General features: G+C 71.9%; 10 protein-coding genes, 2 pseudogenes and 1 riboswitch. Of the genes and pseudogenes, 10 read left to right on the top strand and 2 right to left on the bottom strand.

Features of this window, described 5'->3' with window-relative positions; all coding sequences use genetic code 11:
- Nucleotides 1-4 precede the first annotated feature (4 nt).
- Both ACX1D0_RS15040 and ACX1D0_RS15045 read left to right on the top strand, forming a co-directional pair.
- Nucleotides 5-1378 carry a hemolysin family protein gene (locus ACX1D0_RS15040; protein ID WP_459018806.1) on the top strand — a complete coding sequence of 458 codons (1374 nt, stop codon included), beginning with the start codon at nt 5-7 and terminating at the stop codon, nt 1376-1378.
- Nucleotides 1371-2414: a hemolysin family protein gene (locus ACX1D0_RS15045; protein ID WP_459018807.1), complete on the top strand. Its 1044-nt coding sequence runs from the start codon at nt 1371-1373 to the stop codon at nt 2412-2414. Before ACX1D0_RS15040 ends, ACX1D0_RS15045 begins: the two co-directional genes overlap by 8 nt.
- A gap of 101 nt (nt 2415-2515) precedes the next feature.
- Here ACX1D0_RS15045 and ACX1D0_RS15050 read toward each other — a convergent pair whose 3' ends face one another.
- Nucleotides 2516-4789 carry a glycoside hydrolase family 3 N-terminal domain-containing protein gene (locus ACX1D0_RS15050; protein WP_459018808.1) on the bottom strand — a complete coding sequence of 758 codons (2274 nt, stop codon included), beginning with the start codon at nt 4787-4789 and terminating at the stop codon, nt 2516-2518.
- A gap of 135 nt (nt 4790-4924) precedes the next feature.
- Between ACX1D0_RS15050 and ACX1D0_RS15055 the strand changes: the two genes are divergently transcribed.
- A complete protein-coding gene (locus ACX1D0_RS15055; RefSeq protein ID WP_459018809.1) occupies nt 4925-5584 on the top strand; it encodes a TetR/AcrR family transcriptional regulator in 660 nt (219 codons plus the stop codon).
- A gap of 454 nt (nt 5585-6038) precedes the next feature.
- Here ACX1D0_RS15055 and ACX1D0_RS15060 read toward each other — a convergent pair whose 3' ends face one another.
- A complete protein-coding gene (locus tag ACX1D0_RS15060; protein WP_459018810.1) occupies nt 6039-6866 on the bottom strand; it encodes an aldo/keto reductase in 828 nt (275 codons plus the stop codon).
- Between the two features lie 121 nt (nt 6867-6987).
- On the opposite strand from ACX1D0_RS15060, the gene ACX1D0_RS15065 reads away from it, so the two are divergent.
- The 7 genes and pseudogenes from ACX1D0_RS15065 to ACX1D0_RS15095 all read left to right on the top strand — a co-directional run bounded on the left by ACX1D0_RS15065 (nt 6988) and on the right by ACX1D0_RS15095 (nt 15264).
- Entirely contained in the window at nt 6988-7335 is a 348-nt protein-coding gene (locus ACX1D0_RS15065) for a carboxymuconolactone decarboxylase family protein (protein ID WP_459018811.1), read from the top strand.
- Nucleotides 7336-7401: 66 nt separating this feature from the next.
- Entirely contained in the window at nt 7402-8334 is a 933-nt protein-coding gene (locus ACX1D0_RS15070) for a cobalamin biosynthesis protein (protein WP_459018812.1), read from the top strand.
- On the top strand, nt 8331-9785 hold the full coding sequence (locus ACX1D0_RS15075; RefSeq protein ID WP_459018813.1) for a cobyric acid synthase: 1455 nt from the start codon (nt 8331-8333) through the stop codon (nt 9783-9785). Before ACX1D0_RS15070 ends, ACX1D0_RS15075 begins: the two co-directional genes overlap by 4 nt.
- Nucleotides 9786-9969: 184 nt before the next feature.
- A riboswitch (cobalamin riboswitch) is annotated at nt 9970-10083 on the top strand.
- A gap of 30 nt (nt 10084-10113) precedes the next feature.
- Nucleotides 10114-10788: pseudogene (cobI, locus tag ACX1D0_RS15080) on the top strand (precorrin-2 C(20)-methyltransferase); the annotation flags it as partial.
- A gap of 61 nt (nt 10789-10849) precedes the next feature.
- Nucleotides 10850-11711: pseudogene (gene cobM, locus ACX1D0_RS15085) on the top strand (precorrin-4 C(11)-methyltransferase); the annotation flags it as partial.
- Nucleotides 11708-14041 carry a precorrin-3B C(17)-methyltransferase gene (gene cobJ, locus ACX1D0_RS15090; protein ID WP_459018814.1) on the top strand — a complete coding sequence of 778 codons (2334 nt, stop codon included), beginning with the start codon at nt 11708-11710 and terminating at the stop codon, nt 14039-14041. The pseudogene cobM and the gene cobJ, both read left to right, overlap by 4 nt.
- The gene (locus ACX1D0_RS15095) at nt 14038-15264 is read left to right on the top strand and encodes a siroheme synthase domain-containing protein (RefSeq protein ID WP_459018815.1); all 1227 of its coding nucleotides are present in this window, start codon (nt 14038-14040) and stop codon (nt 15262-15264) included. The genes cobJ and ACX1D0_RS15095 overlap by 4 nt, the downstream gene beginning before the upstream one ends.
- The last annotated feature ends 66 nt before the right edge of the window (nt 15265-15330 follow it).

Here is a 15330-nt window from a genome sequence, read left to right on the forward strand (position 1 = left end):
GACGATGATCGCCGAGTGGCTACTACTCCTTGCCGTGGTTGTGCTGATCGCCGCGAACGCCATGTTCGTGGCCGCGGAGTTCGCACTGGTGACGGTTGACCGCCCCACCGTCGCGCGGCTCGCCGAGACGGACCCGAAGGCGACGTCGCTGCGCGAGGCGCTTCGCACCATGTCGACGCAACTCTCCGGCGCTCAGCTGGGCATCACCATCACCTCCCTGGTGGTCGGCTTCATCGCGGAGCCTTCGATCGCGGCGCTGCTCGAGGTCCCGGTCCGTGCTGCGGGCCTGCCCGCGGAGACCGCCTCCGTGGTGGCCTTCACCGCAGCCTTCCTGATCGCCACCATGGTGCAGATGGTGTTCGGCGAGCTGGTGCCCAAGAACTGGGCTATTGCCGAGCCGCTCAAGGTGGGGCGTGCGGTGGTCGGGTTCCAGCGGGGCTTCACCTGGGTGAGCGGGCCGCTGCTCTGGTTCCTCAACGGCGCCGCCAACGGCATCGTGCGCGCGATGGGCATGGAGCCTCAGGAGGAGCTCGCCTCCGCGAGGTCCGCGCAGGAGTTGGGGTCGCTGGCGGCGCGCTCCGCGCAGCAGGGCATGTTGGGCGAGGACCTCGCCCGCCGGCTCGAGCACTCCGTGGCGCTCGACGAGCGCACCGCGTCCGACGCCATGACGCCGCGACCCCGCGTCCGGTTCCTCGAGCTCGACGAGACCGCGGTCGATGTCCTGGACGCGGTCCGCGCCACGGGTCACGCCCGGTTCCCGGTCATCGGTGAGAGCGTCGACGAGGTGCGCGGCGTTGTCCACTTCAAGGACGCCCTCGCCATCCCGGCGGCAGAGCGCGCGAGCAGGTCCGTCGAGGACCTCATCCGGCCCATCCGCGCAGTGCCGTCGACGATGCCGCTCGGTTCGGTGCTCGACGTCCTGCGCCTAGGCGTGCAGATGGCGGTGGTCGTCGACGAGTACGGCGGCACCGACGGCATCGTGACGTTGGAGGACGTGGTGGAGGAGATCGTCGGCGAGATCGACGACGAGCAGGACCGCCCCACCCGCGCCCACCGTCAGCTCGGTGAGAGGCGCTGGTCCTTGTCCGGTCTGCTCCGGCCGGACGAGGCCGGCGAGACCCTGCACATCGAACTGCCGGAGGGACGCGAATCCGACACCCTCGGCGGCCTGATCACCGAGCAGCTCGGCCGCTTTGCACGGGTGGGCGACGAGGTGCTGCTGCATGTTCGAGACGAGTCCAGAACCGACGACGACGGGCTCCCTTCTCCAGCCGTCGCCCGGCTGCACGTCACGCGGCTCGACGGCTGGCGCGTCGACAGGCTCGTGCTGACCATCGAAGATCTCGCCGGCGTCGAGGAGGGTGAGCCCGATGCTTGATTCCACCGCCATTCTCATCGCCGTCGCGCTGCTCATCGGCAATGCGTTCTTCGTCGGCGCGGAGTTCGCGCTCATCGCGGCTCGCCGCTCCCAGATCGAGCCGCGGGCGGCTGCGGGCTCGTGGTCCGCGCGGATCACGTTGCGGGCCATGGAGCGGGTCTCCCTCATGATGGCCGGCGCACAGCTGGGCATCACCATGTGCTCGTTGGGCCTGGGCGCCATCGGCGAGCCCGCCGTCGCACATCTGCTGGAGATCCCGCTGGCCGCGATCGGCATCAGCGGCACCGCGCTGCACACCGTGGCGTTCATCATCGCTTTGGCCATCGTCGTGTTCCTCCACATGGTGCTGGGCGAGATGGTGCCGAAGAACATCGCCATCTCCGGCCCGGAGCGCTCGGCGATGATCCTCGGACCCATCCTCTTCGGCATCGTCTTCGTGCTGCGGCCGCTGATCTGGCTGCTCAACTGGATCGCCAATGCGGTGCTTCGCCTGCTGAAGGTGGCGCCGAAGGAGGAGGTCACCTCGGCGTTCACGGCCGACGAGGTGGCGGCGTTCATCGCGGAGTCGCGCGAGGAGGGGCTGCTCGAGGATCGCGAGCACCGGCTGCTCAGCGGTGCGGTCAGCATCGGCACGGATGCCGTCGAGGCGGTCATGGTGCCGCTGGACCAGCTGGCGACAGTGCGCCGAAGCTCCACCCCGGCGGACGTGGAGGCGGCCTTCGTCCGCACCGGCTACTCGAGGTTCCCCGTCGCGGAGGCCGATGGCCAGATCGACGGGTACGTCCACCTCAAGGACTTCCTGGGGCTGACGGACGCGGAGATGGGCTCGGCGCTGGACGAGCGGGTCATCCGCCCGCTGGCCACCATCGCCAAGGACGCCACTTTGGAGGCTACGCTCGCGGCGATGCAGGCCGGCGGCACGCACTTCGCGCTCGTCACCGAGGGCGAGGAGACGGTAGGCGCGGCCATGCTGGAGGACGTCGTCGAACGCCTGATCGGCGAGGTGAAGGACGCCGCGACGGTGTCGCGGGGGTAGGCCACCCGTCACACGCTGCAACTTCCTACGTAGAGAGCGGCATCTGTGCATATACACAGATGCCGCTCTCTGGGTAGAAAGTTGCAGACGGTTCAGGCCGATCAGGCGGTGATCTCCAGGGTGGTGGTCAGGTCGCAGGCGGAGCTGCCGCCGACGAAGACGTCGATCACGGTCGCGTCCTGGACCCAGGTGCGGGTGGCGGCGCTCCAGTAGCGCAGCTGGTCCGGCCCGAGCGCGAACTCGACGTCCACCGTCGCGCCCGCGGGCAGGTGCACGCGCTGGAAGCCCTTGAGCTCGCGCACCGGCCGGGTGGAGGTGCCGTAGCGCTGGTGGATGTAGAACTGCGCCACCTCGTCGGAGTCCACCTCGGAGGTGTTGGTGAGCGTGACCGAGACGGTGGCCGTCTCCCCGACGGCGACGATCGACGGCGCCCGCAGGTCCGAGTACTCCACCGTCGCGTACGAGAGGCCGTACCCGAAGGGGTAGAGCGGGGTGCTCTCCTCGTCCCAGTACCGCTTGTCCGCGTCCTCCGGCTGGAAGGTGCGGTAGTGCGAATGCACCATCGGCACCTGGCCCACGTGCCGCGGCCAGGTGAAGGGCAGGCGGCCGGCGGGGGAGACGTCGCCGAACAGTACCCGCGCGATGGCGTCTCCGCCGCGCACGCCCGGGTACCAGACCTCGACGATGGCGTCGGCGTTCGCGTCGGCCCATCGAAGGTCAAGGGGGCGGCCGGACATCACGAGCACGACCATCGGCGTGCCGGTGGCGTGGACGCGCTGCAGGAGCTCGAACTGGCGGCCGGGGAGGTCGAGGGTGGAGACCGAGGCCTTCTCGCCGATCATGTTCTGCGGCTGACCCACCACCACGACGGCCACCTCGGACTCCGCGGCCAGCGCGACGGCGCGCTCCAGCTCGGCGTCCTCGTCGAAGCCCTCGGGGGTCTGAGGCAGGGTGCCGGCCTCGTGGCTGTCGAACATCGAGGGGTAGACGCGGGTGGCGCAGGCCGTGGCCGGCGCGTACTCCACGCGGGTCGCGACCCCGGCGCGGCGGCGGAGGCCGTCGAGGATGGTGACCGACTCGGAGGCGTCGAAGTCGAAGATCCAGGGGCCGAGGATGTCGCGGGCGGAGTCGGCGAGATCGCCGAGCACCGCGATGGAGGCCGGAGCCTCGAGCGGCAGGGCGCCGTCGTTCTTGAGCAGGACGGCGGTGCGCTCGGCGGCCTCCTGCGCGGCATCTCGGTGCGAGACGTCCCCGAGGATGCCGGCGGATGCGTCCTCGTCGACGAAGGGCTGCTCGAACAGCCCCGCGGTGAACTTGGCGGTGAGGACGCGGCGCACGGCCAGGTCGACGGTGGCCTCGTCCACCAGCCCGTCCGCCACGGCCTGTGGCAGGCGGGTGTAGGCGGCGTCGACCATGGCCATCTCCATGTCGAGCCCGGCGTAGACGGCGCGGGCCCCGGCGTCCGTGAGGTCGCGGGCGAAGTGCTGGGTCTCCAGTGAGCGCACGGCGTTGGCGTCGGAGACGACGAAGCCGTCGAAGCCGAGCTCGTCGCGGAGCATATCGGTGAGGAGCCAGCGGTTGCCGCTTGCGGGCACGCCGTTGAGGTCCATGTAGGCGCTCATGATGTTCCTCGCGCCGGCGTCGATGGCCGCCTTGAAGGGCGGGAAGTAGATGTTGTGCAGCTCGGCGTCGGAGATGTCGGAGTCCTCGTAGTCTCGGCCGCCTCGGGCGGCGCCGTAGCCGGCGAAGTGCTTCGGACCCGAGATGACGGACTCGGCGCCGCCGTCGCCCTGGAACCCGCGCACCTGCGCGGCCGCCATCGCCCCGCCGAGGCAGGGGTCTTCGCCGGCGCCCTCGATGATGCGGCCCCAGCGGGGGTCGCGGGCGATGTCCACCATGGGCGCGAACGTCCAGTGGATGCCGGCGGCGCGCGCCTCGCGGGCCGCGATCTTCTGGCCCCTCTCCGCGACCTCAGGGTCCCAGCTCGCCGCGACCGCGATCGGCACCGGGAACGTGGTGCGCAGGCCGTGGATCACGTCGAACCCGAAGAGCACCGGGATGCCGTGCCGGTTGCCGGCGATGACCTTGCGCTGCAGGTGGTTGGCCAGGGTTGCGCTGCGGACGAACAGCAGGGAGCCGACGCGGCCGGCGTCGATCTCCTTGTCCACCATCCTCGGGAAGTCGAGGAATTGGCGCTGCTCGGTGGCCATGGCCTCCAGATCCTCGGCGGAGACTTTCGGGGTGTCGAGCTGACCGAAGTAGAAGTACTGCGTCAACTGGCCGGCCTTCTCCTCCAGGGTGAGGCGGCCGAGGAGATCCTCGACGCGCTCCTCGACGGGGAGGGCAGGGTCGCGGTAGGCGGGACTGGTGGTCATGGGGGTCCTTCGGGGTCTGCGTCGACGGTGATCTCAATTCGTAGTGAACAGCATAGTTCAAGATCGGTCAAGGGTTGACTCGGGGCGGGTCGAGGGTTCAAGGTTTGGGGAGGGGAAAGATTTGAGGAGGTGGCGATGTCGACGACCCCGGCAAAGCGTGGACCGTACGCGAAGTCCGCGGAGAAGCGGGCGGCCATCGCCAAGGCCGCCTACGACGTGGTGATGGAGGTGGGGCATCCGCAGCTGACAACTGCCGCGGTCGCGGCGAAGGCGGGGATGCTCGAGCGGACGATGCTCTACCACTTCCCTACCCGCGACCACCTGCTGGTGGCGGCCATCGAGTACTTCGAGGGGTACATGGTGCCTGGGGCGTCCGGGCCTGAGGCCGAGCGTCCCCTGGCACCGCCCGACGAGTTCCGCGACCTCATCGACGAGCTTGCCCACCGCTCGCCGGGCGAGGACAAGCGGCTCCGGCTGCAGGTGGCGCTGGCGTCGGCCGCGCAGGATCCGGCTCATCCGGCCCACGCGTTCTTCCAGCGGCACTACGAGCGGGTCATGGCGGAGATGGTGGACCTCATGAAGGCCCGGCAGGAGGCCGGTCTGGCGCATCCGGACCGCGACCCGGTGCGGATGGCCCGCCAGTTCGTCGCCGTGTGGGACGGGCTGCAGCAGAGCTGGCTGATCCGCCGCGACTTCGACCTCACCGAGGAGATCATTGAGGCGTTCCGCGAGATCAGCGGGCAGAACGCGATGGAGGCGAGGGCGGCGGTCCAGGACCTGTTGTCGCGCATCTGACGCGGTCTCGCTGAACCTGGGTTGAGTCTCGCCCACCCGCGGGTTGAGCCGGGCCAAGCCACCCCCGCTGGTTGAGCCACGCCAAGCCGCGCAGCGGCGCAGCGTGCGTCGAAACTGAGGGTGACTTCCCAGGGACCTGGGTCCGGTCCCGCGGCGGCTGAGGGGGACCGGCCTCGCCCATGGGCTCCCTCGGCACGCCCAAACGCGGCGTGCCTTGCCCAACGCCCGACCCACCGCGACCGGTCCCCCTCACCCACCGCTCTGCGTGAACCCTCGGATCTGCGCGACCCTACCGCTGGCTGAGGCGCCGCGTGGCGCCCCCCCACCAGTGTCGCCCACCGCTGAAGGAGGTGCTGCGAAGCGGCCTCGAAGCCTAAGAAACATCGGCTGACAAGGGACTTTTTCGTCGAGGCGCGTCGCTGCGCTCCTCGCTCCTCCGCCCGCGGGTGGGGGTTCAGTGGCCGAAGTGGTCCGAGTCCATCAGGTGGTACTCAGAGCTCTTGAGCGCGGTCAGGGTCCGGACCTCGTCGTCGGTCAGGCGGAGATTCAGAGCGGCGAAGTTCTCGGCCAGCCTCTCCCGGTTCGACGACTTCGGGATCGGCAGCAGGCCCTGCTGGATGTGCCAGGCGAGGACGGCCTGGGCGGACGAGACGCCGTGCGCGTCCGCGACCTCCCAGACGCTGGGATGCCCGATCAACCCGGTGCCGGCGGCCAGCGGTGCCCACGACTCCGTGACGATCCCATGCGTCTCGTGGAACGCCCGCTCGGCGAGGCGGTCGGTGAACGGATTGCACTGGATCTGGTTGACCTCCGGCGCGACACCCGTCGCGTCGATAAGCCGCTGCAGATGCTCGGGCTTGAAGTTCGACGTCCCGATCGCCCTCGTGAGGCCCTGCTCCCGGGCCTGGATAAGGCCCTCCCACGCGCGGACGTAGAGGTCCTGGTCCGGATTGGGCCAGTGGATGAGGACCAGGTCGGCGTAGTCGAGTTGCAGCCGCTCGAGGTTGCCCTGGACGCCCGCGACGGCGTCGGCGTGCCACTTCTTGTTGATCTTGCTGGTGACGAACAGGTCCTCGCGTGGGAGGTGCGACTCCCGCACCGCCTGGCCGACGCCGGCCTCGTTGCGGTAGTTCTCGGCGGTGTCGACGAGGCGGTAACCGAGCTCGAACGCGGTCAGGCACATGGCCCGGACCTCGTCGTCGTTGAGCGGCCAGGTGCCGACGCCGATCGCCGGGATCGCAGTGCCGCCGGTCAGGGGAATCTGGGGAGCAAGCGTTGTCATGGGCCCAGTCTTGCTGACCGCCGAAGCCGCGGCAGAATTCTCGCCGGCCGTGGGCGTAGGTGCCCCCGCAGGCAGATAATTGGTCAAGGCTCATCCATGCACTACGGCAGTCAGGAGAGACATGACCACCCACGAATACGGCACGAAGGTGCTGCAGGACCTCCAGGCGCCGGCGAAGGAGCTTCGCTCGAGGATCCCCGAGGTCTACGCCGGCTACTCGGCCATGCACAAGGCGGTGCTCGGCCCCGGTGCGCTCGACACGAAGACCAAGGAACTCATCGCTCTTGCGATCGGGGTCGCGGAGAAGTGCGACGGGTGCATCGCCAGCCACGCCCGCGGAGCGGCGCGCGCGGGCGCGACCGCCGACGAGGTGGCCGAGGCGCTCGGGGTGGCCATCCTCATGCGCGGTGGCCCCGCGACGGTCTACGGCCCGCGCGCGATGGACGCCTTCCTGGAGTTCCTGGAGTAGCGGTCTCCGGGGGCCTTGCCGAGGCGCCCGCCCGGGCCGCCTCTGGCTACTGCTAGCGTCGGCGCCGTGATCACGCGCGCGCTCGGCATCGTCCTCGGGGTGGCCGCCGACGCCGTGCTCGGCGATCCGGCCCGGCACCACCCCGTCGCGTGGTTCGGAACCTTCGCGGGCCGCGTCGAACAGTCCCTGTACGCCGACGACCACGCCCGCGGCGCCGCGTTCACTGCGGCGACGGTGGCGCCGGTCGTCGCGGCAGGGGTCGTCGCCGAGCGCGCCACGCGCCGACACCCTGTCGCCCACGTCGCCGCGACCGCGCTCGCCACCTGGGCCGTCCTCGGCGCCCGCAGCCTCGCCCGCGAGGGTCGGCTGATGGCCGACCGCCTCGACGACGGCGACCTCGACGGCGCCCGCGCCCGGCTCGGCAACCTCTGCGGCCGCGACCCGGCCGGCCTCGACGAGCCCGAACTCGCCCGCGCCACCGTCGAATCCATGGCGGAGAACACGGCCGACGCCGTGGTCGCGTCGCTGTTCTGGGGTGCGGTCGCCGGCATCCCCGGCCTCCTCGCCCACCGCGCGGTCAACACGCTCGACGCCATGGTCGGGCACCGCAATGACCGCTACGCCCGCTTCGGCACTGCCTCCGCCCGGCTCGACGACGCACTGGACTACCTGCCGGCCCGCATCACCGGCGTGCTCGCCTGCGTGGCCGCGCCCGTCGTCGGAGGGTCGACGGCGGAGGCGTGGCGGGTGCTGCGCCGTGACGCGCGGAACCACCCCTCGCCCAACGGCGGCTGGTGCGAGGCGGCCTGGGCCGGCGCCCTCGGCGTGCAGCTCGGCGGCCGCAACGTCTACTTCTCCCGCGTCGAGGAGCGGGGCCTCCTCGGCGACGGCCCGCGCCCCCGCGCGGCCGAGGTGCGGAGGGCCGCGCGGCTGGTGGGCGTGGTGACGGCGATGGCGACGGGACTGGCCGCCCTGGCAGCAGCAAGGAGACAGAGATGACCGGGATCCTCATCGCGGGGACGTCGTCGGACGCTGGCAAGTCGCTGGTGGTGACCGGCCTTTGCCGGGCGGCGCGCCGTCGCGGGATCGACGTGGTGCCGTTCAAGGCGCAGAACATGAGCAACAACTCGATGGTGTGCGCCGACGGCGCGGAGATCGGCCGGGCGCAGTACCTGCAGGCGATCGCGGCGGGCAAGACGCCCACGTCGGCGATGAACCCGGTACTGCTCAAGCCCGGCAGCGACCGGCGCTCCTTCGTCGTCCTCCGCGGCGAGCCCGCGGGCGCCCTGGAAGCGGGGGAGTACGCAACGGGCCGGCGCCTGCTGGCCGAGGCCGCGCACGAGGCGTACCGGGAGCTGGCCGCGGCGCACGAGCTGGTGATCTGCGAGGGCGCCGGCTCCCCGGCGGAGATCAACCTCCGCGAGGGTGACTACACCAACATGGGCCTGGCCCGGGCATTTGACCTGCCGGTGGTGCTCGTGAGCGATATCGATCGCGGCGGGGTGCTGGCCTCCATCTACGGCACCTGGGGCCTCCTCGATGACGAGGACCGCGCGCTCCTGGCGGGGTATCTGATCAACAAGTTCCGCGGCGACCAGGCCATCCTCGACCCCGGGCTCACCGAGCTCACCCGCCGCTGCGGGCTGCCCTCGTTCGGGGTACTGCCCTGGCTGGCGGGCGTGTGGCTCGACGGCGAGGACGCGCTCGAGGTGGGACGGTGGCGCGGCGACGCCCGGCCCGCCACGCCAGCGGGGAGCGCGACGCTGCGGGTCGCCGTCGTCCGGCTGCCGCGCATCTCCAACGCCACCGACGTCGATGCGCTGGCGCAGGAGCCGGGGGTCGACGTCGTGGTGACGACAGATCCCGGGGTGGTGGCCGCGGCGGACCTGGCGGTGCTGCCGGGGTCGCGGTCCACGCTGACGGATCTGGCGTGGCTGCGGGAGACGGGGAACGCGGCGGCGATCGAGGCGCGGGCCGAGGCGGGGCAGCCGGTGCTGGGCATCTGTGGCGGCTTCCAGATGCTGACGCGCACCATCACGGACCCGGTCGAGGCAGGCCATCCGGGTGCGGTGCCCGGGCTTGGGCTGCTGCCCGCGGACACGGTGTTCCATCCTGAGAAGGTGCTGGGCCGACCGGCTGGCCGGTGGCGGGGCCACGACGTCGAGGGCTACGTCATCCACCACGGGCGGGTGCGGGCCGACGACGGGCACGAGGAGTTCCTCGAGGGCGTCCGGTCCGGTGCCGTGTGGGGGACGATGTGGCACGGGTCCCTGGAATCCGACGGGTTCCGTCGGGCGTGGCTCGCGGAGGTCGCGGCTGCGGCCGGGATTGGGTGGACGCCGACGGAGGCGCCCGGCTTCGCGGCGCGGCGGGAGTCGATGATCGAGACGGTCGCCGACGGGCTTGAGGCGCACGCCGACCTTGAGGGCCTGTTCCGCCTGGCACGCTGACGTTCTTCCGAGCTCGTGAACTAGTCGTGCGGCTGTTGTTCCTCCAGGTGCGATCTCGACCGATCTATGTGCTTGAGGACCCAGCTCGAGGAACAGAAACCGCGTATAGCCCCGATAGGCGGCTGACCAGGGCGGACCACGGGCGTAGCCGACCCCAGAACAGGACCCCCGGGGGGCCTCTGACAGACTGACTCCGCGTGCAGGCGACGTCGAGGAACCCGGTGGGAATCCGGGGCGGTGCCGCCACTGTGACCCCGACGGGGGAGTCAGGAACTCGAGCCTGCGCGGCCAACCATTCGGGCGAGCGATCCCAAGGAGGCCACGGCAGATGTCCGTACCCACCATTCCCCCTATTCCTGCGCGACGACTGATCGGCGTCGGCGTCGGCCCCGGCGACCCTGAGCTGATCACGGTCAAGGCCGTGCGCGCACTCGAGGCCGCCGACGCGATCCTCGTCCCCGCGACAGAGGAGTCCGGCAACGGGCCCGGACGGGCGGAGCGGATCGTCGCGACGGCCTGCCCCGACGCCGCGACACGGATCGTGCGCGTCCCCTTCTCCATGGCCGACAAGTCGGGAATCTCCCCTCGACGGAAGCAGGCGTGGCTGACCTCCGCCCAGGCCGCCGTCGACGCCTTTGCCGACGGCGCCGCGACCGTCGCGTTCGCCACCGTCGGTGACCCGAGCGTGTACTCCACGTTCTCCTACCTCGCCGCGCACGTCGTCGAGCAGCTGCCCGACGTGGAGGTGGAGGTCATCCCCGGCATCACCGCGATGCAGGCGCTGGCCGCAGCCAGCCGCACGCCGCTGGTCGAGGGCCAGGAGGTGCTCGCGCTCGTGCCGGTCACGGCCGGGCTGGACCGCCTCCGCGAGGTGCTCGCCGTGGCTGACTCCACAGTCGCCTACAAGGGCGGACGCCGGCTGCCGGAGGTCGCGGAGCTGCTGCGCGGCGAGCAACGCGACGCCATCATGGGCGTGGACGTATCGCTGCCGAACCAGCGCCTCGTCCGCCTCTCGGACCTGGCCGACGGCGAATCAGCCCCCTACTTCTCCACCGTCCTGGCGGCCCCCACCCGCGCGACGACGGGGGGCCGGCTGTGACCGGCCGGGTGGTCTTCGTCGGCGCCGGCCCCGGTGCGGCCGACCTCATCACCGTCCGCGGCGCCCGCGTCATCGCGGAGGCCGACATCATCATCTGGGCCTCCAGCCTGGTCCACCCCGGCATCGTCGCGGGCGCCAAGCCGGGCGCGGAGCTCGTCGACTCGGCGTCGGCGGCGCTGGAGGACATCGAGCCCCTCTACCGCAGGGCCCGCGACGAGGGCCTCCTCGTGGCCCGAGTCCACACCGGCGATCCGGCCATCTACGGCGCCACCGCCGAGCAGCGCGACCTCATCCGGAGCCTCGGCCTCGAGTTCGAATCCATCCCGGGCGTCTCCGCCTACTCGGCCGCCGCCGCACGGATGGAGGTGGAGCTCACGGTGCCGGAGGTGTCGCAGAGCCTCGTCCTCACCCGCCTCGAGGGCGGCCGCACCCCGATGCCGCCGCGCGAGACCGTCCGCGGGTTCGCCGCCCACGGCACCACCATGGCCCTCTACCTGTCGGCCGCCCGTAACAAGGCGCTCCAGGAGGAGCTGCTCGCCGGCGGCTACCCGCCCGGGACGCCGTGCATCGTCGGCTACCAGGTCTCCTGGCCTGACGAGCTGATGCTGCGCTGCGAGCTGAAGGACCTCTCCGAGACCATGCGCGAGCACAAGCTGTGGAAGCACACCGTCGTGCTCGTCGGACCGGCACTCGCGGAGGGCCCGCTCGCCACCCGCAGCCACCTCTACCACCCCGGCTTCCGGCACGAGTACCGCGCGGCCGAACCCGGGGCGCAGGCCGACCTGCGCGCTCACGGAACCCGCGGCGTCCTGGAGGAGGACCGATGATCCACGTCCACGGCTACCTCGGCGAGATCTCGCCGGCCACCCGCAGTCTCGCCGGACGGGTCGCGCTGGTCGTCGGCGGGCGGCGCCACCTCGACGCCCTCGGCGTGCCCGACGAGCGGCGGGTCGTCCTCGGCGCGCTCAGCCCCGCCGTCGAACGGCTGAAGGCACTGCCCGACGGCGACGACGCGCTGGTGCTGGCCAGCGGCGACCCGGGCTTCCACGGCATCGTCCGCCGCCTTCGCGAGGAAGGGCTTGCCCTGACGGTGACACCGGCTGTCAGCTCGGTGGCGGCCGCGTTCGCCGCCGTCGCGCTGCCCTGGGACGACGCCGTCGTGGTCTCCGCCCACGGCCGCCCCGTCGACGACGCCGTGGCGGCGGCCCGGCGGCATCCGAAGGTCGCGGTGTTGACCGGGCCCGGCGCCGGGGTCCGCGAGTTGGCCGCGGCACTTGCCGGGTGGCCGCGACGCTACGTGGTCGCGGAGCGCCTCGGGGAACCGGATCAGCGGGTGCGCGAGCTGACCGCCGATGAGGCCGCCATCGCGGAGGTGGTGGAGCCGAACGTGGTGCTCATCCTCGACGACTCCGCCCCCGCGGAGCGCGACGGTGACGGGCCGGTGGTCGGGCAGCTCACCAACTCAGCGGCTGCTCGCCGGCACGCCGATGCGATCGACGCCGCCCTCGGCGCACCGACTCGCCGATACGACGGGCCCGCCGCAGAGGGGCTGGTGCGGGCTTGGCGCGAGTGCGACCTCATCGTCTCCCACCTCGCGCTCGGCGCCACCGCCCGGATCCTGGCCCCGTTGCTCGCGGACAAGAGTCAAGACCCGGGCGTGGTGGTGGTCGACGAGGCGGGCAGGTTCGCGGTCCCGCTCGTGGGCGGACACGCGGGCGGCGCCAACGAGCTGGCCAGGCGCATCGCCGAGGCGACGGGGGGCACGCCGGTGCTCACCACCGCCACCGATGCGCTCAACATCCCTGCCCTCGACACGCTCGGCTGGGCGTACAGCGGCGATGTCGCGGGTGTGACCCGCGCGATCCTCGACGGTCGCCCCGTGCGGCTGGAGAAATCTCAGCCGTGGCCCCTGCCGCCGCTGCCCTCCAACGTGTCGGCGGACGCTGAGGACGCTGTCGCGCGGATCGTCGTGACGGACACCATCGCACCCGCGGCAGCCTCGACCGTGGTTCTCCACCCGAAGAGCCTCGTCGTCGGGATGGGCTGCAACCGCGGCACCGACGTGGCCCACCTCCGCGACCTCCTCGAACGCACCCTCGCCGACCACGGCCTCGCCCTGGAATCCGTCGCGGCGATCACCACCGTCGACCTCAAGGCCGGCGAGATCGGGCTGCTCCAGCTCGTCAAACACCTCGGCGTGAAGCTGATCGACTACCCGGCCGAGGAGTTGGCCGCTCAGCCGGTGCCGACGCCCAGCGCGATCGTCGAGGGGCACGTCGGCACGCCGTCGGTGGCCGAGGCGTCCGTCCTCGCGCACGGCGCCGAGCTGATCGTCGAGAAGCAGCGCAGCACCGACGCGACGTGCGCCGTCGGCCGCATTCCGGCCCGCGGGAGGCTGAGCGTCGTGGGCCTCGGCCCCGGCGTCCGCGACCTCCTCACTCCGCGCGCCAAGGAGCGCCTGCAGCAGGCCACCTTCGTGGTGGGCTATGGACCGTACGTCAAGCAGATCCGCGACCTCATCCGCCCCGGCGTCCGCGTCATGGCCTCCAAGATGGGCACGGAGGAGGCGCGTACGTCCGCCGCGATCGAGGCCGCGCGTGCCGGCGAGAACGTGGCCCTGGTCTGCGGCGGCGACCCCGCCGTCTACGCCATGGCCAGCCCCGTCCTCGAGCAGGGCACCGACGGGATCGACGTCGACATCGTGCCCGGCGTGACCGCCAGCCTCGCCGTCTCCGCGATCCTCGGCGCCCCCCTCGGCCACGACCACGCCACCATCTCGCTGTCCGACCTCCACACCCCGTGGCCCAACATCGAGCGACGGCTGCAGGGCGCGGCCGTCGGCGATTTCGTCGTCGCGCTCTACAACCCCCGTTCCCGCACCCGCACGGCCCACCTGCCGCGCGCGCTGGAGATCCTCGGCGCGCACCGCTCGCCGGAGACCCCCGTCGCGGTGGTGCAGCAGGCGTGCCGGCCGCGGCAGAAGGTGATCATGAGCACGCTGGCCGAGTTCCAGCCCGAGTGGGTGGACATGAACTCGCTGGTGGTGGTGGGATCGTCGACGACGAGGTTCGTCACCTCGGGCGGCGGGAGGCGGCTGATCGTCACCCCGCGGGACTACCAGTGGATGCCGGACGCGGCGGAGGAGGTGGACGCATGAGCGTGCCGCTGATCATCGCGGCCCACGGCACCCGCTTGGGGGAGGGCGTGGCGCAGTGCGAGGAGCTGGCCGGCCTGGTCGCGGAGCGGCTGCCCGGCGTCCCGGTCACGGTCGGCTACGTCGAGCTCGCCGAGCCCACCATCCCCGACGCCCTGGTCGACGCCTTGGCCGACGGCGGGCGCCGCGCCGTCGTCGTGCCACTCATGCTCGGCACCGGCGGCCACGTCCGCTCCGACATCCCGCAGTTCATCGCGGAGGCGACGGCGCGGGTGCCGGGCAGCCGCGTGGAGTACGCGCGCCACCTCGGCCCGGAGCCGCGGCTGATCGAGGCCGTCGAGACGCGGCTGGTGGAGGCGGCGGGGGAGTGGGCACCGGGGGAGACGACGGTGGTGTTCGTTGGCCGCGGCGCGCTGGTGCCCGAGGCGAACGCGGACCACCTCCGGGTGGCGCGGCTGCTCTTCGAGCGGGGCGGGTGGGCCGACGTCGAGGCGGCGTTCATCCAGGTGACGAGGCCCTCGCTGCCGGAGGTGCTGGACCGGGCGTACGCGCACGGGGCGCGGCGGATCGTCGTGATGGGGCACTGGCTGTTCGCGGGGCGGCTCAAGGGTTGGACGCGCGAGCAGGCCGCCGAGTGGCAGGGCGCGCACCCGGACGCGGAGGTGCGGGTGGCCGAGGTGATCGGGGCCTGCGCGGCACTGGCCGACGTGGTCGCGGAGCGGTACCGGGAGACGCTGCCGGTGTCGGAGGGCGGGTCGCCGGCCTACCTGGCGGGTCTGATGCTCGGTGGGCGTGACGTGCTCGTCGTCGGGGGCGGCAAGGTGGCCAGCCGGCGGGTGTCGCGGCTGGTGGAGTCGGGCGCCCGGGTCAGGGTGGTCTCGCCGGAGATCACGGGGGCGCTGGAGGCGTTGGTCGCGGCGGGACGCGTGACGTGGCTGGCACGGGAGTTCGCCGACGCCGACCTCGACGGCACCTGGTACGTCATGGCGGCCACGGATTCGCCGGAGGTGAATGCGAAGGTCGCGGAGGGCGCGGAGCTCAGGCACACGTTCTGCGTGCGGGCCGACGACGCCCGCGGCGGTTCGGCGTGGACCCCGGCTACGGCGGAGGTGCGGGGCGTGACGGTCGGCGTGGTCGGGAACCGGGAGCCGCGACGAACGCGCGATGTCCGCGATGCGATCGTGGTGGCCCTCTCGGATCCGCCACAGTCGACTCAAGGCGAATGACCGGCTTTCGTTCCGGGGTGCTGCCCGAATGCGCCAGGGCCAGTTTCACGCTCATGCCGAGAGTCG

It is taken from the genome of Tessaracoccus pujii (assembly GCF_054483895.1).

What these genes read in the sequence shown, in the direction of transcription:
- ACX1D0_RS15040 (WP_459018806.1), top strand. Translation starts at nt 5, where the DNA reads ATGATCGCCGAGTGGCTACTACTCCTTGCCGTGGTTGTGCTGATCGCC.
- ACX1D0_RS15045 (WP_459018807.1), top strand. Translation starts at nt 1,371, where the DNA reads ATGCTTGATTCCACCGCCATTCTCATCGCCGTCGCGCTGCTCATCGGC.
- ACX1D0_RS15050 (WP_459018808.1), bottom strand. Translation starts at nt 4,789, where the DNA reads ATGACCACCAGTCCCGCCTACCGCGACCCTGCCCTCCCCGTCGAGGAG.
- ACX1D0_RS15055 (WP_459018809.1), top strand. Translation starts at nt 4,925, where the DNA reads ATGTCGACGACCCCGGCAAAGCGTGGACCGTACGCGAAGTCCGCGGAG.
- ACX1D0_RS15060 (WP_459018810.1), bottom strand. Translation starts at nt 6,866, where the DNA reads ATGACAACGCTTGCTCCCCAGATTCCCCTGACCGGCGGCACTGCGATC.
- ACX1D0_RS15065 (WP_459018811.1), top strand. Translation starts at nt 6,988, where the DNA reads ATGACCACCCACGAATACGGCACGAAGGTGCTGCAGGACCTCCAGGCG.
- ACX1D0_RS15075 (WP_459018813.1), top strand. Translation starts at nt 8,331, where the DNA reads ATGACCGGGATCCTCATCGCGGGGACGTCGTCGGACGCTGGCAAGTCG.
- cobJ (WP_459018814.1), top strand. Translation starts at nt 11,708, where the DNA reads ATGATCCACGTCCACGGCTACCTCGGCGAGATCTCGCCGGCCACCCGC.
- ACX1D0_RS15095 (WP_459018815.1), top strand. Translation starts at nt 14,038, where the DNA reads ATGAGCGTGCCGCTGATCATCGCGGCCCACGGCACCCGCTTGGGGGAG.